Consider the following 24,909-nt stretch of genomic DNA (forward strand, 5'->3'; position numbering starts at 1 on the left):
GATTCTCGTCTATTCTCTATTTTCTATTTTCTATCATCTATTTTCTATCTTTATCAAAATTTTCTCCATGAACCGAAAACTGATTTTACCGCTTTTTCTCGTCTTTCAATTGATCGGATTAAAGATTCTTTCCTTTTTTCCGGAGACAGTGGAGCGTTATTACAGCAACGGGTTTTACCCGCCTTTAGCCAGAATTTCTAGAATCACGTTGGGGAAAATTCCGTTTTCTGTAGGAGATCTTATTTATTGTATCGCCATTTTCTTTTTGCTTCGGTGGTTCTGGAAACAACGAAAAACATGGAAATCGCAGTGGAAATCGAATCTTTTATCCCTTTTGGGATTTGTATCGGTATTTTATTTTTTCTTCAACCTTCTATGGGCGATGAATTATTTGCGGGTTCCGATGTATGAAAAACTAAAGATTGAACGCGAATACACTCAGGAGGAATTGCTGGCTTTCACCAAACTGATGATTTTAAAAACAAACTCCATTCATTCGCAATTGGTTAAAAATGATACTGTAAAAGTTGTTCTTCCATTTAACCGGGAACAAATTTTCGAGAAAACACAAAACGGTTATGACAATCTGGCAAAGGCATTTCCATATCTTAAGTATGAAAAACATTCCGTTAAACCTTCACTGTTAAGTACGCCACTTACATATATGGGTTTCGGCGGGTATCTGAATCCGTTTACCAATGAAGCTCAGGTGAACAACCTCATCCCGTTGCATAATTTCACAACTACAACCGGACACGAAATGGCGCATCAGATTGGTATTGGCCCGGAAAGCGAAGCCAATTTCATCGGTTATATGGCTACGATTTACAACGACGACATTTATTTCAAATACTGCGGTTATGCGTATGCATTGCGCTACTGCTTGGGGAATCTGGAAAATTTTGAAGAAGGTGCTGCCGAACCATTGCTGCCGTTAATTCATCCCGGAATCCTGAAAAACTTTGAAGAAACCGAGGAATTCTGGGACAGTCATCAAACATTTATCGATGTGATTTTCCATACATTTTATGACAATTTCCTGAAAGTGAACCAACAGAAAGACGGTTTGGAAGGGTACAGCAAATTCGTTGGAATTATGGTAAATTACTATAAGAACAATAAACTTTAAGTTATGCTGTCTTAAAAAAACCAGCACATATCTAATTGAAAATCATTAACTTTATTGGTCAAATGGAGCAGCGACCATTAAAAACGGGCGGAACCCAAAAGCCAAACGAGTAGGAAATAATACAAATTAATTTTATGGCAGATAACAGCGTATCGTTACACAGAGTCCTCAAATCCTCTCCCGAAAAAGTTTACCGTGCCTTTACCGAAGCCAATGCGCTTGCATCCTGGATTCCTCCTTATGGTTTCCTTTGTACCGTGCATGAAATGAATGTGTCTGTTGGGGGAACTTATAAAATGTCATTTCATAATTTTTCAACCGGCAACAGTCACTCCTTTGGGGGAAAATATATCGAGATCAAACCCAATGAATTTTTAAAGTATACCGATAAATTTGATGATCCGAACCTTCCCGGAGAAATGATTACTTCCGTTTGGTTGCGGGAAGTTATTGGTGGTACCGAATTAAAAGTGCTGCAGGAAGGAATACCTTCGGTCATTCCAGTTGAAATGTGTTATTTAGGCTGGCAAGATTCTTTAGACAAACTGACGAAACTGGTTGAACCCGAAATTCCGGATGCTTAAAATTTTCAATTAAAAACAGTCGCAACTGCGATTTTAAAAATATAAGGTTTCAGTTTTACCTGAAACCTTTTTTATATACCCTAACTTCAATAAAAAAAATCCTCCAATATCAATTTGCTAATAATTGATTGATAAATTCAGTAGACTTATCCAAAACAAGTTCCGGCGCTTCCTTGTGCGGTGTGTGTTTTATGTTTGGAATGACCAATTCGGAAGATTTTCCGGCTATTTTAGTGCTGATGGTCTTCACCTGTTCCAAAGTACCGTATTCGTCATCCCGACCCTGTATAACCAATAAAAAACATTGAATTGAAGGCAAAAAACGTTCAATATTCCAAGACTTGAACTCGTCTGAAGTCCAGGTTCCCGCCCACGCCCAAAACATTTCCCCGGTATTGTCACCGTGGTATTTCTGCAATTTTGACTTTAAGTCGGTTGTCTTATAAAGTTCGATAGCTTCTTTAATACCGTTGAGTGTAACCTCTTCTACAAAAACGTGTGCGCCTTCGGTAATAACCCCTGAAATTTTCTCCGGATACTTTGCTGCCGTAAGCAATGCGATGGAACCTCCATCACTGTGTCCAAACAGTATCACATTGTCAATATTCCAAAAACTCAGCAGTTGGTTTAGAATATCCGCTTCCAGTTCCAAGTAATAATTATCACGCTTTGTATATGAAAACGGGCATGATTTTCCGTAACCCTGGCGATCATAAACTAATACGTTGCAATTTGTTAACGCTCCCAATTTTTCGGGAAAATCCCTCCACAATTCGATACAACCTAATGAATCGTGCAGGAATATGATTGTTGGTCTTCCGGGATAATTGTCTATTCTTTTTATGGCTATTGCTTCGGGGGAAAATTTAGTATTTGTTTGCATGTTTTATTTTGTCATAAAATTGGTGACGAGGTCGTCTAGAAAGGATATCATTCCGTCGAAAGGAGAAATCTCATAATTTTAAAATATTGATCATAAGATTTCTCCCGTTGGTCGAAATGACAAAAAAGACGTTTATTTTCTTTTAGACAGCCTTCTTAAATTTCGTCACTTGTAAAACTCTGAATGTTTTTCTTTTTATATGGGCGGATGATTAAACGTCCTTCTCGGTCGAATTTGATGTAATTGTAGATCCAGTTCATCAGTACAACCGCTTTGTTTTTGAATCCGATGAGCGAAAACAGATGGACAAACATCCACACGAGCCAGGCGAAAACACCGTGAAAATGCCATCTGGGCAAATCCACCACGGCTTTGTTTCTTCCTATGGTGGCCATCGAACCTTTGTCGTTGTACACGAATGGTTTCATTGCCTTGTTTTGCAGTTTCCTAATCAGGTTTTCCGCTAACAGATTTCCCTGTTGCATGGCCGGTTGTGCCATCATGGGATGTCCCTGCGGATTTTTTTCGGAAGCCATAACGGCGATATCTCCAATCGCGAAAATGTTATCGTACCCCAATACCTGATTGAATTCGTTGACCTTAATCCTGTCGGCGCGTTCTATGAAGGATTCCGATTTCAGTCCGTTTATCAATGCACCTTTTACTCCTGCGGCCCAGATTACCGTTGCGGTTTCGAATGTTAGGTCGGAGCTTGTGGTTACGGTTCTTCCGTCGTAATTGGTTACGTGTACGTTTTTCCAGATGCTTACACCCAAACCGTGTAGAAAATCTTCTGCTTTTTGTGATGATTTGACCGACATCGCATCCAGCAACCGAGCGCTACCCTGAATCACATGAATACCCATATTGCGGATATCCAGATCCGGATAGTCTTTGGGAAGTATGGCTTTTTTCATTTCGGCTAAAGCGCCGGCTAACTCCACTCCTGTTGGTCCGCCTCCCACGATTACGAAATTCATCAGTGCGTTCCGTTCATTGATATCGTTAGTGAGCAGTGCCTGTTCGAAATTCTCTAAAATCAGACTGCGGATGTTGAGCGACTGCGGAATGGTTTTCATGGCCATACTGAAACTCTCGATTTCCTTGTTGCCGAAATAATTGGTTTTAGAACCGGTGGCAATCACGAGATAATCGTAATACAAATCTCCGATGTCGGCCAGGACTTTTTTGTTTTCGGTATCGATTCCCTTCACGTTGGCTAGTCGGAAATAGAAGTTTTCATAATCCTGAACTACTTTTCGGATAGGATAGGCAATAGAACCTGCTTCCAATCCGCCTGTGGCTACCTGATACAATAAAGGTTGAAATGTATGGTAGTTGTGTTTGTCCAAAAGGACAACCTGTGCGTTTTTATTTTTAAGTTTTTTTGCCAGTGAAATTCCGGCAAATCCGCCACCAATTATGACAATGCGCGGGAAACTTGAACGGGGAATATTCATTTTCTTTTGAGTAGCTGAGTTACTGAATTGCTAAGTTACGAAGAAAGTGGGGAGAAGAGATGTGAAAAAAGGGAAAAGGGATAAGAGAAAAGGAAAAACAGAAAATAGAGAAGGGAAAAAATTGCTAAAAATCCTCATACATGCATTTGTGATATTTGCGTTTCATTAAAATTGTTTCACAAAGAGACACGGAGAAGACACAAAGGGGCGAAAAGAGTGAAGATAAACCTTTAGACCTGACAGGTTTTAGAAACCTGTCAGGTCTAAATCGAAAAAAATCCGGGGTATATGCGTTCACTAAAAAACCAAAAGTTTAAAAGAAGCCTATAGTTTTCCCTTAGCCCCGATTGCAGTGGAAATCCCGGCGTTGGGAGATTGCAACGCAAGCTCGCATTGACGGATTGCAACGGAAAGCGGGAACATGGCTCAAAAAATGCCCGAAAGTGATGCTCCAAAAAAATAAAAAAATGCTAATTTGTAACAATCGGTTAAAATGTAACACTAATGTTTTATGAATTCGAGTTTAGAGCAATCGTTTGTTTCGCAATTAAAAGAACATCAGAATATTATCCACAAGATTTGTAGGCTGTATACTTCTGATGAAGATTCGCATAAGGATTTGTTTCAGGAAATTACCATTCAGCTTTGGAAGGCATTCCCGCAGTTTCGGGGCGATTCGAAATTCACCACCTGGGCGTATCGTGTGGCGCTGAATACAGCCATTACGCTGTACCGGAAGAAAACCAAATCGATTAATACGATCGAATTTGACAGTACGATTCACCGGTTTACCCACGACGATTACAACTACGAAGAGGAAGAACAGATCAAGTTGTTGTACAAAGCGGTGCATCAGCTGAACGACATTGAAAAAGCTTTGGTTTTCATGTATCTCGAGGATAAGGATTATACCGAGATTGCCGAAACACTTGGGATTAGCGAAGTGAATGCAAGGGTAAAAATGAACAGGATTAAAGGAAAATTAAAACGAATAGTAAATCCCTAAGGAAAAGGAAATATGGACGAGTTAGATTTATTAAAAAAGGACTGGAAAAAAAACGAACCGCAGTTTCCGAAAATTTCGGAACAGGAGATTTATGGCATGTTGCATAAAAAATCGTCCTCAATCGTAAAATGGATTTTTATCATCAGTATCATTGAATTTATTGCTTTGAATTCATTGAGCTTTTTACTTCCGAATGATTTTGATCCGAAATTAGGATGGGTGGGAACTTTTGTTCACTATTCGGATTATGTGAGTTATGCTGTTGCGGCTTTCTTTATCTATTTATTTTACAGGAATTTCCAATCCATATCCTCTACATCCACCACAAAAAAACTGATGGAGAGTATTTTGAAAACGAGAAAAACAGTGACTTACTATATTTTCTTCAATATTGCCTATGTATTTTTGGCTGGACTGTTGATTATTGGTTCCCAGGTAAAAATGCTACTTATCGACACGCATCAGGAAATGAAGATTGTAGTGGGCGCAAGTATATTGTTACTGGTATCCTTACTCCTTATTCTGCTAATTGTATGGTTGTTTTACCGTTTGATTTACGGGTTCTTACTGAGACGACTCCACAAGAATTATGAAGAGTTACAGAAAATCGATTTATAACAAAAAAAGCTTCAACACAGTGTTGAAGCTTTTTTTATATGCTTTAATTTCTTTTTATTCTTCCTCTTCTTCGTAATCTTCCAAGCCGAATAAAAACGGTTCCAGCATGATTTTATCCGCCAGAACCTCAACTCTTTCGGTCAGGTTTTCGGAGAAGAAAAGACGTTGTGTTTTTTCGACACTGTTGGACAAACGCAATACAATGGTGTCCATTCTGATTTTGAAAAGTTCATCGGCATCATCAATCACAAACATTTTTACCGTGTTCATGTTAAAACCGGCCGAAGAAAACATGGCGTTGATTCGGTTAGGTGTACCGATCAGCACATCCACTCCGAGTGAAATCTGGTTTTTATCATAATCGATGTCGCCTTTATCGTGCGAACCGAAAACGCGCAAATCGGTGTGGCGGGCAAATTTTTTGAACATTTCCACCATTTCCAGAACGTCTTCTTTGTCTTTCACTATAATCAGTGCACGGGTGGATTCGCCAACGGCTTTTTCCAGTTTCTGAATCACCGTATAAACAATCGTAGTCGATTTTCCACCACCTTTGGGCATAATCACAACTGCATCGGCTCCGCTTTTCAAAGTTCCGAAAGAGTCTTTCTGAACTTCGTTTGGCGTTTCGATTCCGTTTTCCGCTAAGGCTAAAGCCAGTTTTTCGTTTATTTTTTTTAGTTTCATATCTATGAAAAGAGATAAAGGAAAAAGGGATAAGTGAAAAGTGCTTGTTACTCAAGTTACTTTTGCCTTATCACTTATCCCTAAATTAATTTATTTACTCGCAAACAGTTTCACATCTTCCTCCGAAATTTCGGTTCCGCCCAGGATAATAAGGCGTTCCACTACGTTTCTGAGTTCGCGGATGTTTCCTGTCCAATCGTATTCCTGTAATAATCTAATGGCCGGTAAAGAGAATTTTTTAACCGCTGTTCCCTGTTCTGAAGCGATTTTTTCGGCGAAATGATTTATCAGTAACGGAATATCATCGCGTCGATCGTTCAAGGCCGGCACTTTAATCAGAATCACCGCTAAACGATGGTATAAATCTTCACGGAAGCGACCTTCTGCAATTTCTTTTTTCAGATCTTTATTCGTCGCCGCCACCACACGGACATTGACTTTAATGTCTTTATCCGCTCCTACTCGCTGAATGAGATTTTCCTGTAAAGCGCGTAATACTTTGGCTTGCGCCGACAAACTCATATCGCCAACCTCATCAAGGAAAATGGTTCCTTTATCAGCCGCTTCGAATTTCCCAGCCCTGTCTTTTACGGCCGAAGTGAAGGCTCCTTTTACGTGACCGAACAATTCGCTTTCAATCAGCTCGCTCGGAATTGCCGCGCAGTTCACTTCAATCAACGGCGCATTACAACGCTCGCTTTTTTCGTGAATCTGATGAGCTACCAGTTCTTTTCCGGTTCCGTTGGGACCTGTAATTAAAACGCGCGCTTCGGTTGGCGCTACCTTTTCAATCATTTCTTTGATACGATTGATGGGTTCGCTTTCACCTATCATTTCGTAGTTTTTCGAAACTTTCTTTTTCAGAATTTTGTTTTCCACTACGAGTTGTTTTCTGTCTAAAGCGTTGCGAACGGTATTTAACAACCGATTTAAATCGGGCGGTTTTGAAATGTAGTCAAACGCACCCAAACGCATCGTATTTACAGCCGTTTCCAGATCGCCATGACCGGAAATCATGACCATCGGGATTTCGGGTTTTATTTTTTTAACGGCTTCGAGTACTTCTTCACCGTCCATTTTGGGCATTTTAATGTCGCACAAAACCAAATCGTAATCTTCGTTCTTGATTTTTTCCAAGCCCTGAAGACCATCCTCGGCTTCGTCCACTTTATAGGTGTCGCTTTCTTCCGATAAGATTTTAGTTAAAACCCTGCGGATGGAAGCTTCGTCTTCGATAATTAAAATTTTACTCATTTTTTTTTTTCAGTTTCTGAGTTTCTGAGTAACTAAGTTACTGAGATTTTTCAAATTACGAACTTAGCGACTAACTCACTAAGCTACTTAATACTTAAGCCACTTATACATTTCTTTCCAGGTTGGTTTTTTACCGTACATTAAAATACCGACACGGTAAATTTTAGAGGCGAACCAAACTACACCAAAAAACGTTCCAAACAATAATGTCATTGACAAAGCTAACTGCCACCATGGCACGCCAAACGGAATTCGCATCAGCATTACAATAGGTGACGTAAACGGAATCATGGAGAATATGGTTGCGACGGTTCCGTGCGGATCATCCATAACCGTGAAGAATCCAACGTAAACACCCAACATTAAGGGCATGATGATTGGCAGTAAAAATTGTTGTGAATCGGTTTCCGAATCAACGGCTGCACCAATTGCGGCATAAAGCGAACTGTACAGAAAATAGCCTCCGATGAAATAAACTATGAAACAGATCATTAATGTTCCGATAGGTAAATTCCAGATTTCATTGAGATACATCTGAATGGTTCCTCCCAATTCATGCTGCGCTGCGTTCACCATTGCCGGATCTACCGAAGAAGCTGCTCCGGCCTGAATACCGAAAAAGGAAGATACACCTACTAAAAGTAATCCACCCACAATGGCCCAAATACTGAACTGAAGGATTCCTGCCAAGGAGTTTCCGATGATTTTACCCATCATCAGTTGGTATGGTTTTACCGAAGAAATGATGATTTCGATGATACGATTTGTCTTTTCTTCGATAACGCTTCGCATTACAAAATTCCCGTAGATAATAATGAACATCATAATCAGATAACCGAAAGCGGAACCGATTCCGATTTTGATTTCGTTCAATCCTTTCAGACTGTCTTCACCGGAGAATTTTGCCAAATGGATGTCGGATTTCACCTGAGCACTGTCGATTTTTTCGGAATCAAAACCCAGTTCTTTCAAGTTGTTTTGGGTCAGCTGATGATCGATAACGTCTTCCATTTCCATGATAAATTCCATACTCGGACTGTCGTCTGAAATGTATTCCACTTTTGTTGCCAGATCTTTTGGATTGGTTACTTTCGGAATATAAATCAGCCCTTCATAACTTTTGCTTGCCGTATCTTTCGCTACATTCAAAGGTATGGCCGACAAATCCGTATAGGCGGTTTCCTTGGTATTTTTGAAGTCTTTTTTAAACAGACCCGATTCGTCATGAATGGCCACTTTTTTGACTTCACCCGCGTTCATGTTGGCCAGATAACCAATCAAAAAGGACATCCCGACAATTAAGAGCGGACTCAGAAAAGTCATTACGATAAACGACTTATTGCGCACTTTGGCAATGAATTCTCTTTTTATGATTAATGCTAATACAGACATTTTAGATTGTTAGATTGTTAGACGTTTTAGATCGTTAGACATTTTAGATTTATTAGACGTTTTAGATTGTTAGGCTTTTTATCGCAAATTCCCGATTTTCTAAAAATCTAAGAAGTCTAAGAAAGTCTAAGAAGTCTATTTATTGCTTACTGTTTGAATAAAAATATCGTTGATGCTTGGAATTTTTTCCACGAAATGCGTTACCTGTCCGTTTTGCGTTAGGATATTCAGTAACTCATTCGGTGCTGAACCGTTCAGTTGTACTTCCAGTTTCAGTTCGTCGTTAAGGGATTTGAAATCGGTTTGCTGTAACTGGAATTTTTGTGTCAGATCATACATTAAACGCTCCACATTATCCGACAGTATACCCACTTCGTAAGCATTGGTTCGGTGCGATTTTTTAACGTCGATCAGTTTTCCTTCAATCAGTTTATTCGATTTGTGAATCAGGGCAATATAATCGCACATTTCCTCGACGCTTTCCATACGGTGGGTTGAGAAGATTACAGAAGTTCCTTTTTTGTTCAGTTCAATGATTTCGTCTTTAATCAGGTTAGCATTTACCGGGTCAAAACCTGAAAACGGTTCGTCTAAAATCAACAGTTTCGGTTCGTGCAAAACAGTAACAATAAACTGTACTTTTTGCGCCATCCCTTTTGACAATTCCTGAATTTTCTTGTCCCACCAGCTTTCGATTTCAAATTTCTCAAACCAATATTTCAATTGTTTTTTGGCATCGGCATGCGACAATCCTTTTAGTTGTGCCAGATACAAACACTGTTCGCCCACTTTCATGGTTTTATACAATCCGCGTTCTTCGGGCATATAACCAATATGCTGTACGTGATGAGGAGCCAATTTCTCGCCATCCAGAAACACTTCACCGCCATCGGGCATGGTAATTTGGTTGATAATACGAATTAAGGATGTTTTTCCGGCACCGTTTGGACCGAGAAGTCCGTAAATACTGCCTTGGGGAACTTGTAATGAAACACTGTTTAAAGCGGTATAGTCGCCGTATTGCTTGACTACATTTCTAACTTCAAGAATTGAACTCATTGTAAAATTTTGATTTATCTCATCCGTTTGGCCTTTTTGGCCTTGCGCGTGTAAAAGTACACATTAGTTACCGAATGTGTTAAATTGTTACACAAAAAACCCACCCTGATTTGCATCAGGATGGGAAAAAAATTGCTATGCTAAAAACATAACAACAAAAAAATTATGAAAACATATCTTTCACTTTATCGAAGAAAGACTTGTCTGTTTTTTCGGGTTTCGGAATGAAATTATCATCCGTTAACGCTTTTTCGAAGAATTGTTTTTGTTCTTTGGATAACGTTTTTGGTGTCCAAACATTTACGTGAACCAGCAAATCACCGTTTCCGTAACTGTTGATGCTTGGGATTCCTTTTCCTTTCAGACGAAGGATTTTTCCGGACTGAATGCCTTCTTCCAATTTAATTCGGACTTTTCCGCCAATCGCTTCAATATCTTTTGATGTTCCTAAAGCTGCTTCGGCAAAACTGATGTACAAATCGTAATGCAGGTTTTCGCCTTCTCGTTTTAAGAACTCGTGTTCCACTTCTTCGATGGCGACAATCAAATCACCCGGAATACTGTTGGCACCCGGAGCGTCATTTCCTTTTCCGGAAACTTTTAACTGCATGCCGTCAACCACACCTGCAGGAATTTTGATTGAAACGGTTTCATCTTCCAAAATCATTCCGTGCGCATCGGCTTGTGATGGTTTGGTGTCGATCATCTGACCGGTTCCGCCACAAGAATGACATGGTGAAGAGGTTTGCATTCTTCCTAAGATCGTATTGGTAACTTTCATTACCTGACCGGAACCATGACAGGTCGGACAAGTTCGGTAGGTAACACCCTGAGCCTGAACTTTACGTTTTACCTTAACTTTTTTCTCAACTCCGTTTGCTATTTCTTCAAGGGTAAGTTTTACTTTGATGCGAAGATTTCCGCCCTTCATTCTGCGCTGACCACCTCCATTTCCGCCAAAACCTCCGAAACCGCCACCAAAGGCACCTCCGAAGATATCACCGAACTGACTGAAAATATCGTCCATGTTCATGTGGTGACCACCGCCACCAAATCCGCCGGCGCCGTCAAATGCAGCATGACCGTATTGATCATAACGTGCTTTTTTGTCAGCATCGCCTAAAACTTCATAGGCTTCAGCGGCTTCTTTGAATTTATCTTCCGCCACTTTGTCGCCCGGATTTTTATCGGGATGGAACTCAATTGCTTTTTTACGGTAGGCTTTCTTTATCTGCTCTGCCGTAGCACCGCGTTCAACTCCTAATACTTCGTATAAATCTCTTTTCTTCATCAGTCTGATCTATTTTGGCTTACTGCCCAATAACTACTTTCGGGAAACGAATAATTTTATCTCCTAGTTTATATCCTTTTTCCACTACATCCACCACTTTTCCTTTCAAATCGTCTCCGGCCGGAATTTGAGTGATTGCCTCAGCGAAATCGGCATCAAAAGCATCACCTGCTTTTACCTCAACTTCTTCCAATCCTTTTGAAACTAAGGTTGATTTTAATTTTTCGTAAATCAATTCCACACCTTTCAAAAGATTTTCGTCTTCGGTTTTTGCGATCTGAACCATAGCTCTGTCGAAATCATCCATCACCGGTAACATTGACTGTAAAACCTCTTGTCCGGCTGTTTTAAACAAATCCATACGTTCTTTAGAAGTACGTTTTTTGTAGTTTTCAAATTCGGCGAACAAACGCAGGAATTTATCTTTTTCTTTTGCTAAATCCTCCTCAAGCTGTTCTTCAACGGTTAATTCAGGATTTTCAATCCCCTGGTTTTCTGAAACATTTTCATTTTGCAACTGTTCATTCTCGATGTTTTCAGTACTTTCCTGGCCCATATTTTTAAATATTTTTTTGAACATTATTTTCTTGTATCGCTATTTGGACTGCAAATGTATTGCCAAAGCGATAAAAAATGTCAATTTGTCATTTGTTTTTTTACTTAAAAATTGCAAAGCCGGATAATGTTCTCTAACTTTAGTATAATTTTAAGAAGTTTTTGATTACGAATAAATAGATTTGTATAACGCCTAAAATTCATAGCTATGAAAAAAATTGTTTTAAGCCTTTTTATTGCTGCTGCTCTGGTTTCTGTTTCCTGTAAAAAGGCTGAAACCGACGGATCAAAAGATACGGTTGAGGCTGCGGTTACCGCTGACGGAGTAGTTTATAAAGCCAACACAACTTCATCCGTAATAAACTGGGGCGGATCGAAACCCGGCGGAAAACATGTGGGAACCGTTAACCTTCAGGATGGTGAATTTACGGTAAAAGACAATAAAATTGTTACCGGTAAGTTCACGATCAATATGAGTACCATTACGGTAACCGATTTAAAACCCGATGACGGCAAAGAGGATCTGGAAGCGCATTTGAAAGGAACTGGAGATAAAGCAGACCAGGATCATTTTTTTAATATCAAAAAATATCCGACGGGCTTTTTTGTCATTCGACGAATTGAAGAAGAAAACGGAAAAACAGTGGTTTACGGTGCCTTGTCTATAAAGGATGTAACCAAAGCGGTTAATTTTCCTGCTGACATAAAGGTTACCGACAACGAGGTAAGTCTTGAGAGCGACACTCTTGTGTTAAACAGAACGTATTGGCACATCAATCATGCTTCAAAATCCTTATTTGATGACCTGAAAGACAAATTTATTCATGACGAGATCCAGGTGAAGATCAACGTTAAAGCAACAAAATAATTATTAATTCACTCTTACGTTATAATTCTAAGAAGCACCGAGATTCGGTGCTTTTTTTATCCCAACAAGTTATCAAGGGCTTTTTCGAGGATTCTATATTTGAATTGGAATCCGCCATCCAATGCTTTTTGACCACTTACATTTTGGCTTTCGAAGAGCAACATATGCATTTCACCCAAAAACAGTTTCATTAAAAACTGAGGCACGTTAGGCATGATGATATCTTTATCCAAAACATTGGCGATCGTCTTTATTAATTCGGAATTGGTTACCGGATTGGGTGCCACGGCATTATAGACTCCGCTCCATTTATTCTGAATGGCGTACAAAAACATCGCCGCCAAATCATGGATATGGATCCAGGACTGCATTTGTTTCCCGGTTCCGAAAGCCGCCCCCATACCGGATTTGATCGGCTTAGCCATTTGCGGTAAGGCACCGCCTTCATTGGCCAAAACCAAACCGATTCTCAGTTTACAAACGTTGATATTTAAACGATGGAACTTTTCTAAAGCCTCCTCCCATTTTTCAACAACGCTACCCAAAAAAGTGGGACTTACCGAGTTGCTGTCTTCAGTGTATTTTTCGGTTAAACTACTTGGATAAATTCCAATTGCAGAAGCGCTTACTATCTGTCTGACCTGATTGGGATTATTTTTCAGTACATTATAAAGAAGATTGGTGGTCAGAATCCGGCTTTCGACAATCTCCTGTTTGTACGAATCCGTCCATCTTTTTGCAATACTTGCGCCGGCCAGATGCACAATGGCATCCACACCAAGAAGGCAATTCTCATCTATGGTTCCTTTTTGAGGATCCCAGAGAAAACCGTGATAGTTAGGTTCACTTTCCACTTTCTTGACAGAAGTGGTTAAATAATGAATGATGATTCCGTTTTGCAGGAGCAAGGAAACCAACTCCTTCCCTATCAAACCGGTCGCGCCTGTAACTAAAACCTTCATTTTCAGCTTTTTATTACAAATTTAAAGAGCAAACGATAAAAATAAATGTTAATTAAGGTAGGTTTAACTTTTATTCAGAATTTACTTGTTTACTTCAGTTTGATACTCCATTCGAAATCCATTTCCGAAACCTGATCGCCCTTTTCATCGGTGCCGACAGATTTCATCCAGAAGGTTTGTCCTTCCCCGGTGGATATTGCTCTTTGAATGGCTTGGGCTATTAAATCCCCTTCGGAACAAGTAAATATGATCCTCCCTTTCGCTTTTTTAGTAAAACTCGCTTTATTGTTTGCAACCAACATGGAAACATTCTTTCCGCTTTTTTTAATCTGATACATTACCAAAGCGCCGGTTGTAAGCTCTGCCGCCATAGCCTGAACCGCAAAATACATGGAGTTAAAAGGATTTTGATTGAACCAACGGTATTTAACCGAAGCTACACATTTCTGAGTCGAAATCTCCTTTACACGAACCCCACACCAAAATGCGGACGGCAATTTAAAAAACAAAAAGGTATTCAATTTTAAGGGCGAAAACTCCATAACACTTGATTTTATGCTAATGTACAAAAAAATAGTAGGCATTCATACTAAATTTTAAATTGTTAAAATTATGTTAATTATTAGTACTTTGCATTACAAGGTATCTTCTTTTAGCCTTATCTTTGTATAAGAAATTAATAGTCTATCTATAGTATTATTAAAAAATCAATCATCATGAAAAAATCAATCATCTATTTAGGAATCGCTGTATTAACTTTTACAAATGTTATATCAGCTTTAGCGCAGCAATCATTCATTAAAGAAGACAGTTTGGCGCAAACAGTATCATCGGACGCAGGTTTAGCAGGCAACACACAAGGTACTCATTCGATTGAAAGACGAAAAATTCATAGTGCAAACAGTACTCCTGAAACGATTGTTGTTACTACCTATCAAAAAACTATGGAGGAAATTATTGCTGAAAACAATCAGATAATCGAAAGCACTATTACACCGGAACAGTGCGCAGAAGCTGGTAGTTCAAAAGACAATCAAATTGACATTGCAATAGAAACCATCCCTGTTTGCAGCGAAAAATCAATGGAGGAAAGAATACTGCAGGACAGTCAGGTAATAGAAAGCCAGTTTTTAACTACCCTACAACCAATCACACTGGTAAAATCCAGGAAATAATAATCTATACAATTTCACTTATAAAAAGTACAAAAAAGCAAATGTTAAAAAAATGTTAATTCTAAGTACTTTGTATTGCAAGGTATCTTCTTTTAACCTTATCTTTGTATAAGAAATTAATAGCCTATCAATAGTATTATTTAAAAAAGCAAATCAATCGAGTTTCAATCATCAATCAATCATCAATCGAGTTTCAATCATCAATCAAAAAACAATCAAAAAACAAACAAGTATCATGACAACCGTAACAGAAAAAAACACAGCAACCTTAGTACACTTGAGTACGCTGTCACAGTATTTTATTCCCCTGGGCAATTACTTTTTCCCGATCTTAATCTGGGCTTTCAGAAAAGACAAATCGGAATTTGTGGATTACAACGGAAAACAAACACTGAATTTTCAATTGAGCATGTTATTGTATTCATTACTGCTTGCGGTAGTTGCGATTCCAAGCATTTTATTCGCAGTCTTTAATAACATAACATTCAATCAATTTGAGGAAGGAAATTTTGAAATTGAGCAATTACTGTCAGGAAACAGCACCGGATTAATCACCGTGGCAGCAACAGCACTCTTTTTGTTTTGCACATTAAAAGTGGTGGAATTCTTCCTTATTATATATGCCGCAGTAAAAACGAGCAATGGGGAAAACTATCGTTATCCGATGAGCATCTCATTTTTAAAATAAAAACATCAATCATCACCCGAGGCGCAGCCTAACTCTTTGGAGCGTAGCGGAAAAAATCAAAAAAATGAACAGTCTAATCACAAAAAAAGAAATTCTATGAACATTGAGAACACCAAAGCTCAGATGCGTAAAGGGGTTTTAGAGTTCTGCATCCTATCGGTTCTGAAAGAAAAAGATGCTTATACTTCTGAAATCTTAGACACACTGAAAAACGCTAAGCTGCTAGTAGTTGAAGGAACCGTATATCCACTGCTGACACGATTAAAAAATGACGGATTACTCAGCTATCGTTGGGAAGAATCCACCTCGGGACCACCGAGAAAATATTACGGTTTAACCGATGAAGGACAAGAATTTTTAAAAGAATTAAATGGCACATGGACGGAATTGTCGGATGCCGTAAACATAATAACCAGCCAAAACTAAGAGTCATGAACAAAACAGTAAGTATAAATTTAGGAGGTTTTTCTTTTCATATTGATGAAGACGCCTATCAAAAATTAAGTCGCTATTTTGATGCTATAAAACGTTCCCTTTCTCCAGACGGAAGAGACGAAATCATGAACGACATAGAAAGCAGGATTGCAGAATTGTTATCCGAAAAACTTTCAAACGACAAACAAGTTGTAAGTCTGACCGAAATCGACCAGGTGATTGCCGTAATGGGACAGCCGGAAGATTACCGAATTGAAGACGAAACAACGCAGACAACCTACACTTACGCTTCTTCCACACGTTCTAAAAAATTATACCGTGACAAGGAAAAAGGGATGTTAGGTGGTGTATTGGCTGGTTTCGGACACTATTTTGGAGTAGATCCGCTTTGGTTAAGAATCATTATGGTTATCTTACTTTTCACTTGGGGAATTGGAATTATCCCGTACATAATCTTCTGGATTTTAGTACCGGAAGCTAAAACAACAGCTGAAAAACTGGAAATGACAGGACAAGCTATCACCATCTCCAATATCGAGAAAAAAGTAAAGGAAGGCTTTGGCGAAATCTCTGAAACTATCAACAATATCGACCATAAAAAAATTGCCGATGGCGCAAGAGACGGAGCCAACAAAGTAGCTACATCAATAGAAGATGTTTTCATGACGATCTTTAAAGTGATTGCGAAACTAATTGGAGCTTTCATGCTGATTGTCTCAGGAAGCGCCTTAATCGGAATCATCATTGCATCGGTTGTTATGATTTTCTCTTCTTCGCTACCTGAAAATGCCGCTTTTGATTTCATCGATACACCACTTGGTATCGAAACACCATTTTGGATTCAGGGATTGTTATTGCTATTAGTAGTTGGTATTCCGCTTTTCTTCCTTCTTATTTTAGGATTGAAATTATTAATCAACAACTTAAGACCAATCGGAACCATCACCAAATACAGTTTGTTGGCAATATGGTTAATCGCTACAGGTTTCTTAATCGCATTAGGCATTAAAGAAGCTGGTCAATTGGCTTTGGATGGTAAAATAGTTCAGAAAGTTGACATTCCGATCACAAGTGCAGACACAATAAAAGTGCGATTTGTTAACAACGATTTCTTTTCAAAAGATGTTGAAGACAAATACGATGTAAAAATCAAGCAGGATTCGGCCGGAAACGAAATGATTTACTCTAACAATGTAAGTCTTCATCTAAAAACAACTGACAAAGCTTATCCTTACATTCAGGTAGAGAAAATCGCCAGCGGAAAATCTTTTGCAGAAGCGAATCAACGCGCAGAAAAAATCAAATATAATTTCAAAATCGTTGGAAATCAGCTAATTTTAGATAATTATTTGCTGACTGATGTGAAAAATAAAATCAGAAATCAAAAAGTTGAAGTATATTTATACTTGCCGAACGGAATTGTTTATGCACCAGAAAAAAACGTTACTAATTATTTAGACGGAGATAATGCTGATTTCGATTACTTCTACGGACCGGAAGGTTACAATTACAAAGTGGAGGAAGGCGAATTGAAATGTTTGAACTGCCCTGAAGAAAACGAGTCGGATGAAGATGATGAAATAGTGAACATCACCGAAAAAGATCAGGACACCATTAAAACGGTAACGGTTAAAGTTGGCGGAAAAGAAATTATCCGCACAGAAACCAAAAAATCGGGTAACCTTACGGTAGACGAAAACGGAGTAATCGTAAAAACTAAATAGTCATGATAAAAGTTGTTCTTTTTTGCACGAAGCTGGTGATAGCCACTCTTGCAGCCATCATGCTGAATTCCTGTACCTCAAGTGTTAGCCTGGGCAACAGTATAAAAGGCAGCGGAAACGTAACCAAAGAGGCAAGAAACCTGACAGGTTTTAACAAAGTCACGGTAGCCAAAGGTTTAGACTGTGAAATCCAGCAATCGGATAAATTTGCAGTAATTGTGGAAGCCGATGACAATTTACATGAAGGCATTATCACAACCGTCGATCACGGTGTTTTGAAAATCGATTCCGAGTACGGTAACTACAAAAACGTCAGTTCGAAAAAAATCATTGTTCAAATGCCGGTTATCGTTAGCCTGGAAAGCACAAGCGGTTCTAATTTAAAGTCATTAAATACTTTAAAGGGAAATGCCATCGCGCTCAAAACCAGCAGTGGCAGCGAAATGAATGTTACTATCGAATCAGACACCATTACCTGTGAATCAACAAGCGGAAGTGAATTAAACGTGAGAGGAAAAGCACTGAAAACCTTTGCCCATTCCTCCAGCGGAAGTTCGATTAACGCAGAAAACCTGATGGCGAATGAAATCGATGCACAATCCAACAGCGGTAGTTCAATAACCGTGGCTCCGATACTTTTGTTAGATGCTAAAGCCTCCAGCGGAAGTTCAGTGAGCTATACAAAAAAACCTCAACAACTGCGAAAACAAACCAGTTCGGGTGGTAGCGTTAGTGAAGAATAAAAAAACAACCAAATAGTTAAGAGGCTTCTTATAAGCCTCTTTTTTTCTGAAAAATTTGCAAATATTCAGAAATTACTTATTTTTATATATTCATTGCAAAACCGCACCATTCTTAACAATCAGAAAACTTAAAATATGAAATCGCCATTAAGAAAGAGTTTGCACAATCAAACACCAATAGATAAAAAAGCGATACCATATATGGCCTCTAACAAATAAATTTTACATCTATGAAAAAAAATCTTTTAAAAGCATTTTCTATAAGCGCCCTTTTATTGGGCTGTTTTATTGCCAATGCTCAGGATGCCAAAACTTCAAAATACAATTACAATGAGGCTTTCGGCAATAACTTTTACTCAAAAAACGGAACAGAAACCCGATCAGCCAGCGGACAACCCGGACCAAAATACTGGCAAAACAGGGCCGACTATAGTCTAACGGCAACTTTAAACGAAGAAAACAACGAAATCACCGGTTCTGAAATTCTGACCTACACCAACAACAGTCCGGAAAAAATGAACTTTTTATGGATGCATCTGGATCAGAATCTGTTTAAAAAAGATTCGCGCGGAAACGCCGTGATTCCGGTAAAAGGAAGCCGAAATGGAGCCAGAGGTCAGGCTTTCGACGGAGGCCACAAAATAAAATCGGTAGCGGTTCTCAGTATTCAGAATGGAAAAACCGTTGAAAAAGAAGCGAAATATACCATCACCGATACCCGCATGCAAATCATTCTTCCGCAGGAACTGAGTGCTAATGGGGGCTCCGTAAAAATAAAAATCAACTTTTCATTCATATCCCCTATTCACGGTTCGGACCGAATGGGAGTTTTAGACACCAAAAACGGAAAGATATTTTCCGTGGCACAATGGTACCCTAGAATGTGTGTTTATGATGACGTTCGCGGTTGGGATACCCATCCCTATCTGGGCGCTGGTGAATTTTATCTTGAGTACGGCGATTTTGATGTTGCCATTACAGCTCCGGCAAGCCATATTGTAGTTTGTTCCGGCGACTTACAGAATCCGAAAGAAGTATATACCACAGAACAGCAACAACGTTGGGATCAGGCCAAGCAAAGTGAAAAAACGGTAATCATCCGCTCAGAAGACGAAATTAAAAATCCGTCATCACGACCTTCGGGAAAACCGACGCTAACCTGGAAATTCAAAATGAAGAATTCACGTGATGTATCATGGGCTTCATCGGCCGCTTTCATCATCGATGCTGCAAGAATTAATCTGCCAAGCGGAAAAAAATCCTTAGCCATCAGTGCCTATCCTTCGGAAAGCAGCGGAAACGGAGCCTGGGGGCGTTCAACGGAATACACGAAGGCATCCATAGAAAATTATTCTAAAAGATGGTTCGAATACCCCTATCCTGCCGCGGTTAATGTAGCTTCCAATGTAGGCGGAATGGAATATCCCGGAATTGTTTTTTGTTCGTATCGTTCCAAAGGGGAAGATTTATGGGGTGTAACCGATCACGAATTCGGACACTGCTGGTTCCCGATGATTGTAGGTTCCAATGAGCGTTTGTTCGCTTGGATGGATGAAGGTTTCAACACGTTCATTAACGGGCTAAGTTCTGAAGATTTCAATAACGGAGAATACAAACAGGAAAAGGGGAACATGCACCATGAAGCCCATACGTTAACCGATCCGGCCATCGAACCGATTATAAGCGCTCCCGATAATTTAAAAGAAGTCCGTTTGGGACTACTTGCCTACCATAAACCGGGAGAAGGACTGAACATGTTGCGTGAAATGTTAGGAAGTGAGCGATTTGACTACGCCTTCAGAACCTATGTAGAACGCTGGGCTTACAAACATCCGATGCCTGACGACTTTTTCAGAACTATCGAAAATGTTGCGGGAGAAGATCTGAACTGGTTCTGGAGAAGCTGGTTCATAAACAACTGGCAATTGGATCAGGGAATCACAAAAGTAAAATATGTGAAAGGTGATGCTAAACAAGGTGCATTCATCACCATTGTAAATATGGAAAAAATGCCAATGCCTGTGGTTATGGACATCAAAACAAAAAGCGGTGCCGTTACCAGAGTAAAACTGCCGGTAGATATCTGGCAACGTAATGCGGAGTGGACTTTCAAACATGAATCGACAGAAGAATTAGAAAGTATCACACTTGATCCGGACAAAAGAATGCCGGACATTAATGATGCAAACAATATTTGGACCCTTGCAAAAAACGGGATTGAAAAAGCACCGGATTTAAGCGCTTACACCGGAAGCTTCTCAAGCAAACAAATTCCGATTAAAATCAGATTTACGCAGGAAAACGGGGAACTGATAATTAATTCCGAAGGAAGGCAACCCGTTTCTATGGAAAACAAAGGAAAAGACAAATTCGTTTTTGAACAAATCAGAATGGAAGTACAGTTTAACGAAGCCAAAAATGCGCTCAGTATGAAATTAGGGGAACAGAATTTTGAATTTACCCGTGATAATTAATACAGAATTCTTTTTGATTCAAAATAAAAAACATCAGTATTCGCTGATGTTTTTTTTATTACTTATGTTTGTAAGAACAATTTTACTATGAAAAGCATCTGTTTTTTTCTGATTTTCGGCTTATCTTCACAAGTTATGTTTTCACAGGAAAGTGTTTCGTTTTATTTTGAAAACAATAAAGCCGAATTAAGAAATGAAGAAATAAACAAATTGAGTAATTGGATTGATTCAAATAAAAATTCCAAAATACTTTCTATTATAGGTTCAACAGATAAAAAAGGAACTACCGAATCAAACAAAAATTTATCTTTAAAAAGAGTAGATTTTTTGATAAAAACTATTGAGAATCGAATAAAATACAGAGCCGATTTCAAAACTATTGGCTTAGGTGAAAAAGAATCTGAATTATCAGACAATGCATTAGACAGGAAAGTCACTATCTATTATGTGCAGGAACACCAATTCGATTTAGAAGAATTTATCATTAACGATTTTATCGTTTCTGAAAAGATTGACACGTTAAAAATAACACGTTTCGATGAATTAAAATTATCAAAAAAATCAAGCCTTAATGAAATTACAGAAGTAACACCAAATGCAACTTTATTTTCCTTAGAAGGAATAGAATTTCAATTTGATTCAGATATTCTGCTTAGCACTGCAAAAAGAAATCTGTTGAAATGGGTGTCTTTATTAAATCAAAAACCTAACCTGAAAATTATTATTATCGGACATATATGTTGCGTTCCGAGAGACGATTTTAAATTGTCTTCAAGGAGAGCAAAATCGGTTAAAAATTATTTCATTCAACAGGGAATTTCAGAAGAACGTTTACAGTATCTGGGTTATGGTTCTTCAAAACCCAAATATAGTATCCCGGAAAATAATGGTTATGAAGCTTTAATGAACCGAAGAGTAGAAATTTTAATTCTAGATAAATAACGGCGTAGTATTTATATTATATTTGTGAAAACTAAAGATTGTAACCCAATGAAAAAAATACATTTCCTGCTTATTGCATTAGTACTTACATCGGTTTGTTTCGCTCAGAAAAAGGAAAAAATTAAAGGCTCCAAAATTGTAACCGTTACCCAAAAAGAAGTGCAGTCTTTTGAAAGTCTAGAGATTGAAGACAATCTTGAAATTTTCCTAATAAAAGGTGAAAAGCAAGGTATTGAGATTGAAGCTGACGACAATCTGCACGATGTTTTAAAATATGAAATGGTTGGAAACGCGTTGCGCCTTAGTTCGACCAAAGAAGTGACCGGAGCCAAAAAGTTCAGCGTAAGGGTCACCTACACAGACAATCTGAAATTGATTACACTGAAACAGGAAGCCCAATTGAATTCGTTGGCCGATTTACAATTAAAGGAAATCACCATAAAAAATTACGATTATTCCAAATCGTATTTAAACGTGAAGTCTACTCATTTCACCTTGTTAATGAATGATAAATCTAAGGCCGAATTAAATGTGAAATCGGAATCCGCTACTTTAGAATTAAGCAAGAATGCCGAATTAAAAGCGCTGGTAGCCACACAGAATTTAAAAATGGATCTTTATCAGAAAACAACCGCCAATGTTGAAGGAGAAGCTGCCGAATCAAAAATACGCTTGGACAACACTTCAAAACTGGAGGCAAAAAAACTAATTGTGGCGGACATGGAATTGGTTGCCGAATCCTATTCAAACGCGAATGTAAATGCCAGTAAAACCATCAGCATTTCGGCAACTGGAAAATCGGAAATCCAATTATTCGGTGCTCCAAAAGTAAACATGATCAACTTTGCAGACAACGCAATTCTGTACAAGAAGCAGCTGCAATAACTCAATACTTCAATGCCATAAAAAAACACCTGAATGATAAATACAGGTGTTTTTTTTTTATTTTAATAATTCCATTGTCGTTGTCTGTCCAACTCTTTCATTTCATCGATTTCCTCTGTCGGGATTACTTTCAGAAAAGAAGGATGCTGTTCGATTGCGTATTCAATTTTTTCTACAATTTCATCAATCGTTTCATTCTCATAATCGATTTGCAACGGCTCCTTAATGATGAAGGACTGCAAAATCCCTTTTTTCTTTAACCGTAACCCTTTGCGGTCAAACGAGCGTCGAAAACCATCGATTACAATCGGAACCACTATTGGTTTGTGTTGCTTGATAATATGTGCAGTCCCTTTTCGGACCGGTTTAAAGGATTTCGTTGTCCCCTGCGGAAAGGTAATTACCCAACCGTCGGCCAATGCAATTTTAATATTCTCCGTATCATTGGGATTTACTTCTTTCTTCTCGTGTTCGGCCACATCCTTTCCTCCTGCTCTCCAGGTCCGTTCAACGGTGATGGCGCCAACGTACGATAAAATCCTTGGTAACAATCCTGCCTGCATGGTTTCTTTGGCCGCTACGTAATAGATATTCAGCTTTGGATTCCATAGATATAATACGTTTTTAATATTGTCTTCACGCCCTTTCAAACTGGCGTTAAAGACGTGAAACATGGCTACCACATCCGCAAAATACGTTTGGTGATTTGATATAAAAAGTACATTTCTGTCCGGTAACGCTCTTATAATCTCAGAGCCCTCAATATGCAATTCATTGAAACCGCGGTAACGCCTGTGTGTTAATGCGCCGAAAACACGAATTAACCATTTCTTGATGAAAAGTATATGACCGAAAGGATTTCTTTTAAACAATCCCATAATATTCTTACATTAGTTCCTGGAAAAGACTGCAAATTTAAGAAAAACTGTGCTAATACAATACTTTTCTGATGGTTTCTTTAAGCTCACTCATCATCATCGCCGTGGCTCCCCAAACCACATATTTATCCACATTAAAAACGGGAACCTTAATATTTTCGGCATAAGAAGTTGACATAACGACTTTGGTAATTATGCTGTCGTCCAATAAATCCCTTAATGGCAATTCAAGTACTCTTTTTACTTCATAGGGACTCGGAAAAAAAGTAACTTCTTCATGAACAACCCCCAAAAAAGGGGATACTAGAAAATTACTGGGAGGTATGTACAATTCACTGAAGGGTTTTATTATTTCAATTACATCAGGCTTCACTCCTATCTCTTCATGCGTTTCCCGAAGTGCCGTGAATTGAAGATCGATATCCGTCGGTTCCACTTTTCCTCCCGGGAAAGCAATTTGGGAAGCATGTATTCCCGGATAGGAATTTCTGACAATCAAAGCCAGATGCACTTCCTTGTTTCTGGGGTATAAAAGCATCATGACAGCAGCCTTTCGGGGGTCTTTGTCCAAATACTCCTTTGAAGAAAGTGAAGAAATTCTCTCAAGAGGCGCCATTTTAAGGTGCGCTTCCACAGATGGCAACTTTTCTTTTTCTATTTTTGGAATGTATTTCAAAAAATCAGAAAAATCCATTATATTTATTTTTTTATCAACCAACTATAAAGTTACCCCAAAAATTAGTTTTAACAAACTTATATTAAAAGAAAGATGTTTAGCAAAGAAGAAGCACAACAAATAAAAAAAGAATTCTGGACAGCTTTCGCAGAGGCCTATCCCCGAAAATGGATGCTGTATGACACCAAAATAAAGGATTTCACGTTTAAGTTTTATGTAGACAATAAAAAGGCACAGGTTTTAATCGACATCGAACCCAAGGACGAGGAAAAAAGAAAAATATACTACGAGAAAATCGAATCACTGAAAACCATCCTATTGGAAGAATACCTTGATGATGCCGTCTTTGAAAGAAACTTCTACCTTGAAACCGGAAAGTGCATTAGTAAGATATGGGTCGAAAAAAACGGAATCAGTTTGTTCAACAAAGCCTCATGGAATGACATTTTCGACTTCTTCAACGAAAAGATGGATGCCTTCGAACGCTTTTTTTATGAATACGAAGATTATATACGTGATCTGGAAATCAACACTTAAAACC

The 24,909-nt window shown here is 38.7% G+C and carries 26 protein-coding genes; 14 read left to right on the top strand and 12 right to left on the bottom strand.

All coding sequences use genetic code 11. The features are described 5' to 3' along the window. Positions 1-67 precede the first annotated feature (67 nt). Both FLJC2902T_RS07065 and FLJC2902T_RS07070 read left to right on the top strand, forming a co-directional pair. A complete protein-coding gene (locus FLJC2902T_RS07065) occupies positions 68-1,129 on the top strand; it encodes a DUF3810 domain-containing protein (RefSeq protein ID WP_023579114.1) in 1,062 nt (353 codons plus the stop codon). Between the two features lie 134 nt (positions 1,130-1,263). Next, positions 1,264-1,713, top strand: coding sequence for an SRPBCC family protein (locus FLJC2902T_RS07070; protein ID WP_023579115.1), 450 nt, complete (start codon positions 1,264-1,266; stop codon positions 1,711-1,713). Positions 1,714-1,822: 109 nt separating this feature from the next. Here FLJC2902T_RS07070 and FLJC2902T_RS07075 read toward each other — a convergent pair whose 3' ends face one another. Both FLJC2902T_RS07075 and FLJC2902T_RS07080 read right to left on the bottom strand, forming a co-directional pair. Then, positions 1,823-2,596: an alpha/beta fold hydrolase gene (locus tag FLJC2902T_RS07075; protein ID WP_023579116.1), complete on the bottom strand. Its 774-nt coding sequence runs from the start codon at positions 2,594-2,596 to the stop codon at positions 1,823-1,825. Between the two features lie 155 nt (positions 2,597-2,751). Next, positions 2,752-4,056, bottom strand: coding sequence for an NAD(P)/FAD-dependent oxidoreductase (locus tag FLJC2902T_RS07080; protein WP_023579117.1), 1,305 nt, complete (start codon positions 4,054-4,056; stop codon positions 2,752-2,754). Between the two features lie 511 nt (positions 4,057-4,567). On the opposite strand from FLJC2902T_RS07080, the gene FLJC2902T_RS07085 reads away from it, so the two are divergent. Together FLJC2902T_RS07085 and FLJC2902T_RS07090 are read left to right on the top strand one after the other, a co-directional pair. After that, a complete protein-coding gene (locus tag FLJC2902T_RS07085) occupies positions 4,568-5,062 on the top strand; it encodes an RNA polymerase sigma factor (RefSeq protein ID WP_023579118.1) in 495 nt (164 codons plus the stop codon). A 12-nt stretch (positions 5,063-5,074) separates the two neighbouring features. Beyond that, complete coding sequence (locus tag FLJC2902T_RS07090) at positions 5,075-5,680, top strand: hypothetical protein (protein ID WP_023579119.1); 606 nt, start codon at positions 5,075-5,077, stop codon at positions 5,678-5,680. A 54-nt stretch (positions 5,681-5,734) separates the two neighbouring features. Here FLJC2902T_RS07090 and FLJC2902T_RS07095 read toward each other — a convergent pair whose 3' ends face one another. From FLJC2902T_RS07095 to FLJC2902T_RS07120, 6 genes are all read right to left on the bottom strand, one after another. Beyond that, a complete protein-coding gene (locus tag FLJC2902T_RS07095; RefSeq protein ID WP_023579120.1) occupies positions 5,735-6,367 on the bottom strand; it encodes a DEAD/DEAH box helicase in 633 nt (210 codons plus the stop codon). Between the two features lie 90 nt (positions 6,368-6,457). Further along, entirely contained in the window at positions 6,458-7,621 is a 1,164-nt protein-coding gene (locus FLJC2902T_RS07100) for a sigma-54-dependent transcriptional regulator (RefSeq protein ID WP_023579121.1), read from the bottom strand. Positions 7,622-7,708: 87 nt separating this feature from the next. After that, positions 7,709-9,013, bottom strand: a complete 1,305-nt coding sequence (locus FLJC2902T_RS07105; protein ID WP_023579122.1) for an ABC transporter permease — start codon at positions 9,011-9,013, stop codon at positions 7,709-7,711. A gap of 135 nt (positions 9,014-9,148) precedes the next feature. Further along, the gene (locus tag FLJC2902T_RS07110) at positions 9,149-10,072 is read right to left on the bottom strand and encodes an ABC transporter ATP-binding protein (RefSeq protein ID WP_023579123.1); all 924 of its coding nucleotides are present in this window, start codon (positions 10,070-10,072) and stop codon (positions 9,149-9,151) included. Positions 10,073-10,235: 163 nt separating this feature from the next. After that, complete coding sequence (dnaJ, locus tag FLJC2902T_RS07115; RefSeq protein ID WP_023579124.1) at positions 10,236-11,363, bottom strand: molecular chaperone DnaJ; 1,128 nt, start codon at positions 11,361-11,363, stop codon at positions 10,236-10,238. Positions 11,364-11,382: 19 nt separating this feature from the next. After that, positions 11,383-11,943: a nucleotide exchange factor GrpE gene (locus tag FLJC2902T_RS07120; protein WP_023579125.1), complete on the bottom strand. Its 561-nt coding sequence runs from the start codon at positions 11,941-11,943 to the stop codon at positions 11,383-11,385. Positions 11,944-12,126: 183 nt separating this feature from the next. Between FLJC2902T_RS07120 and FLJC2902T_RS07125 the strand changes: the two genes are divergently transcribed. Next, complete coding sequence (locus FLJC2902T_RS07125) at positions 12,127-12,786, top strand: YceI family protein (protein WP_023579126.1); 660 nt, start codon at positions 12,127-12,129, stop codon at positions 12,784-12,786. Positions 12,787-12,842: 56 nt separating this feature from the next. Here FLJC2902T_RS07125 and FLJC2902T_RS07130 read toward each other — a convergent pair whose 3' ends face one another. Together FLJC2902T_RS07130 and FLJC2902T_RS07135 are read right to left on the bottom strand one after the other, a co-directional pair. After that, positions 12,843-13,748 carry a TIGR01777 family oxidoreductase gene (locus FLJC2902T_RS07130; protein WP_023579127.1) on the bottom strand — a complete coding sequence of 302 codons (906 nt, stop codon included), beginning with the start codon at positions 13,746-13,748 and terminating at the stop codon, positions 12,843-12,845. Between the two features lie 89 nt (positions 13,749-13,837). After that, a complete protein-coding gene (locus tag FLJC2902T_RS07135; RefSeq protein ID WP_023579128.1) occupies positions 13,838-14,290 on the bottom strand; it encodes a DUF4442 domain-containing protein in 453 nt (150 codons plus the stop codon). A 174-nt stretch (positions 14,291-14,464) separates the two neighbouring features. Between FLJC2902T_RS07135 and FLJC2902T_RS07140 the strand changes: the two genes are divergently transcribed. The 8 genes from FLJC2902T_RS07140 to FLJC2902T_RS07175 all read left to right on the top strand — a co-directional run bounded on the left by FLJC2902T_RS07140 (position 14,465) and on the right by FLJC2902T_RS07175 (position 22,814). Beyond that, entirely contained in the window at positions 14,465-14,923 is a 459-nt protein-coding gene (locus FLJC2902T_RS07140; RefSeq protein ID WP_023579129.1) for a hypothetical protein, read from the top strand. A 235-nt stretch (positions 14,924-15,158) separates the two neighbouring features. Next, on the top strand, positions 15,159-15,611 hold the full coding sequence (locus tag FLJC2902T_RS07145) for a DUF4870 domain-containing protein (RefSeq protein ID WP_023579130.1): 453 nt from the start codon (positions 15,159-15,161) through the stop codon (positions 15,609-15,611). Positions 15,612-15,707: 96 nt separating this feature from the next. Continuing rightward, a complete protein-coding gene (locus FLJC2902T_RS07150; protein ID WP_023579131.1) occupies positions 15,708-16,037 on the top strand; it encodes a PadR family transcriptional regulator in 330 nt (109 codons plus the stop codon). A 5-nt stretch (positions 16,038-16,042) separates the two neighbouring features. Continuing rightward, positions 16,043-17,770, top strand: a complete 1,728-nt coding sequence (locus FLJC2902T_RS07155) for a PspC domain-containing protein (RefSeq protein WP_023579132.1) — start codon at positions 16,043-16,045, stop codon at positions 17,768-17,770. A gap of 2 nt (positions 17,771-17,772) precedes the next feature. Then, on the top strand, positions 17,773-18,513 hold the full coding sequence (locus tag FLJC2902T_RS07160) for a head GIN domain-containing protein (protein ID WP_023579133.1): 741 nt from the start codon (positions 17,773-17,775) through the stop codon (positions 18,511-18,513). Between the two features lie 230 nt (positions 18,514-18,743). Continuing rightward, a complete protein-coding gene (locus FLJC2902T_RS07165; protein WP_023579134.1) occupies positions 18,744-20,987 on the top strand; it encodes a M1 family metallopeptidase in 2,244 nt (747 codons plus the stop codon). A 210-nt stretch (positions 20,988-21,197) separates the two neighbouring features. Further along, a complete protein-coding gene (locus FLJC2902T_RS15775) occupies positions 21,198-21,929 on the top strand; it encodes an OmpA family protein (protein WP_245594746.1) in 732 nt (243 codons plus the stop codon). 48 nt (positions 21,930-21,977) lie between these two features. Next, on the top strand, positions 21,978-22,814 hold the full coding sequence (locus FLJC2902T_RS07175) for a GIN domain-containing protein (protein WP_023579136.1): 837 nt from the start codon (positions 21,978-21,980) through the stop codon (positions 22,812-22,814). Between the two features lie 62 nt (positions 22,815-22,876). On the opposite strand, the gene FLJC2902T_RS07180 is transcribed toward FLJC2902T_RS07175, so the two are convergent. Then, positions 22,877-23,692 carry a lysophospholipid acyltransferase family protein gene (locus tag FLJC2902T_RS07180; RefSeq protein WP_023579137.1) on the bottom strand — a complete coding sequence of 272 codons (816 nt, stop codon included), beginning with the start codon at positions 23,690-23,692 and terminating at the stop codon, positions 22,877-22,879. A 52-nt stretch (positions 23,693-23,744) separates the two neighbouring features. Beyond that, entirely contained in the window at positions 23,745-24,386 is a 642-nt protein-coding gene (locus tag FLJC2902T_RS07185) for an NUDIX hydrolase (protein ID WP_023579138.1), read from the bottom strand. Positions 24,387-24,461: 75 nt separating this feature from the next. Between FLJC2902T_RS07185 and FLJC2902T_RS07190 the strand changes: the two genes are divergently transcribed. Beyond that, positions 24,462-24,905, top strand: coding sequence for a DUF4268 domain-containing protein (locus FLJC2902T_RS07190; protein WP_023579139.1), 444 nt, complete (start codon positions 24,462-24,464; stop codon positions 24,903-24,905). Positions 24,906-24,909 lie beyond the last annotated feature (4 nt).

The sequence above is a fragment of the Flavobacterium limnosediminis JC2902 genome (assembly GCF_000498535.1).
GTDB classification, from domain to species: domain Bacteria; phylum Bacteroidota; class Bacteroidia; order Flavobacteriales; family Flavobacteriaceae; genus Flavobacterium; species Flavobacterium limnosediminis.

Excerpts from the sequence above, each read along its gene's own strand:
- FLJC2902T_RS07065 (WP_023579114.1), top strand. The coding sequence starts at position 68 with ATGAACCGAAAACTGATTTTACCGCTTTTTCTCGTCTTTCAATTGATC.
- FLJC2902T_RS07070 (WP_023579115.1), top strand. The coding sequence starts at position 1,264 with ATGGCAGATAACAGCGTATCGTTACACAGAGTCCTCAAATCCTCTCCC.
- FLJC2902T_RS07075 (WP_023579116.1), bottom strand. The coding sequence starts at position 2,596 with ATGCAAACAAATACTAAATTTTCCCCCGAAGCAATAGCCATAAAAAGA.
- FLJC2902T_RS07080 (WP_023579117.1), bottom strand. The coding sequence starts at position 4,056 with ATGAATATTCCCCGTTCAAGTTTCCCGCGCATTGTCATAATTGGTGGC.
- FLJC2902T_RS07085 (WP_023579118.1), top strand. The coding sequence starts at position 4,568 with ATGAATTCGAGTTTAGAGCAATCGTTTGTTTCGCAATTAAAAGAACAT.
- FLJC2902T_RS07090 (WP_023579119.1), top strand. The coding sequence starts at position 5,075 with ATGGACGAGTTAGATTTATTAAAAAAGGACTGGAAAAAAAACGAACCG.
- FLJC2902T_RS07095 (WP_023579120.1), bottom strand. The coding sequence starts at position 6,367 with ATGAAACTAAAAAAAATAAACGAAAAACTGGCTTTAGCCTTAGCGGAA.
- FLJC2902T_RS07100 (WP_023579121.1), bottom strand. The coding sequence starts at position 7,621 with ATGAGTAAAATTTTAATTATCGAAGACGAAGCTTCCATCCGCAGGGTT.
- FLJC2902T_RS07105 (WP_023579122.1), bottom strand. The coding sequence starts at position 9,013 with ATGTCTGTATTAGCATTAATCATAAAAAGAGAATTCATTGCCAAAGTG.
- FLJC2902T_RS07110 (WP_023579123.1), bottom strand. The coding sequence starts at position 10,072 with ATGAGTTCAATTCTTGAAGTTAGAAATGTAGTCAAGCAATACGGCGAC.
- dnaJ (WP_023579124.1), bottom strand. The coding sequence starts at position 11,363 with ATGAAGAAAAGAGATTTATACGAAGTATTAGGAGTTGAACGCGGTGCT.
- FLJC2902T_RS07120 (WP_023579125.1), bottom strand. The coding sequence starts at position 11,943 with ATGTTCAAAAAAATATTTAAAAATATGGGCCAGGAAAGTACTGAAAAC.
- FLJC2902T_RS07125 (WP_023579126.1), top strand. The coding sequence starts at position 12,127 with ATGAAAAAAATTGTTTTAAGCCTTTTTATTGCTGCTGCTCTGGTTTCT.
- FLJC2902T_RS07130 (WP_023579127.1), bottom strand. The coding sequence starts at position 13,748 with ATGAAGGTTTTAGTTACAGGCGCGACCGGTTTGATAGGGAAGGAGTTG.
- FLJC2902T_RS07135 (WP_023579128.1), bottom strand. The coding sequence starts at position 14,290 with ATGGAGTTTTCGCCCTTAAAATTGAATACCTTTTTGTTTTTTAAATTG.
- FLJC2902T_RS07140 (WP_023579129.1), top strand. The coding sequence starts at position 14,465 with ATGAAAAAATCAATCATCTATTTAGGAATCGCTGTATTAACTTTTACA.
- FLJC2902T_RS07145 (WP_023579130.1), top strand. The coding sequence starts at position 15,159 with ATGACAACCGTAACAGAAAAAAACACAGCAACCTTAGTACACTTGAGT.
- FLJC2902T_RS07150 (WP_023579131.1), top strand. The coding sequence starts at position 15,708 with ATGAACATTGAGAACACCAAAGCTCAGATGCGTAAAGGGGTTTTAGAG.
- FLJC2902T_RS07155 (WP_023579132.1), top strand. The coding sequence starts at position 16,043 with ATGAACAAAACAGTAAGTATAAATTTAGGAGGTTTTTCTTTTCATATT.
- FLJC2902T_RS07160 (WP_023579133.1), top strand. The coding sequence starts at position 17,773 with ATGATAAAAGTTGTTCTTTTTTGCACGAAGCTGGTGATAGCCACTCTT.
- FLJC2902T_RS07165 (WP_023579134.1), top strand. The coding sequence starts at position 18,744 with ATGAAAAAAAATCTTTTAAAAGCATTTTCTATAAGCGCCCTTTTATTG.
- FLJC2902T_RS07175 (WP_023579136.1), top strand. The coding sequence starts at position 21,978 with ATGAAAAAAATACATTTCCTGCTTATTGCATTAGTACTTACATCGGTT.
- FLJC2902T_RS07180 (WP_023579137.1), bottom strand. The coding sequence starts at position 23,692 with ATGGGATTGTTTAAAAGAAATCCTTTCGGTCATATACTTTTCATCAAG.
- FLJC2902T_RS07185 (WP_023579138.1), bottom strand. The coding sequence starts at position 24,386 with ATGGATTTTTCTGATTTTTTGAAATACATTCCAAAAATAGAAAAAGAA.
- FLJC2902T_RS07190 (WP_023579139.1), top strand. The coding sequence starts at position 24,462 with ATGTTTAGCAAAGAAGAAGCACAACAAATAAAAAAAGAATTCTGGACA.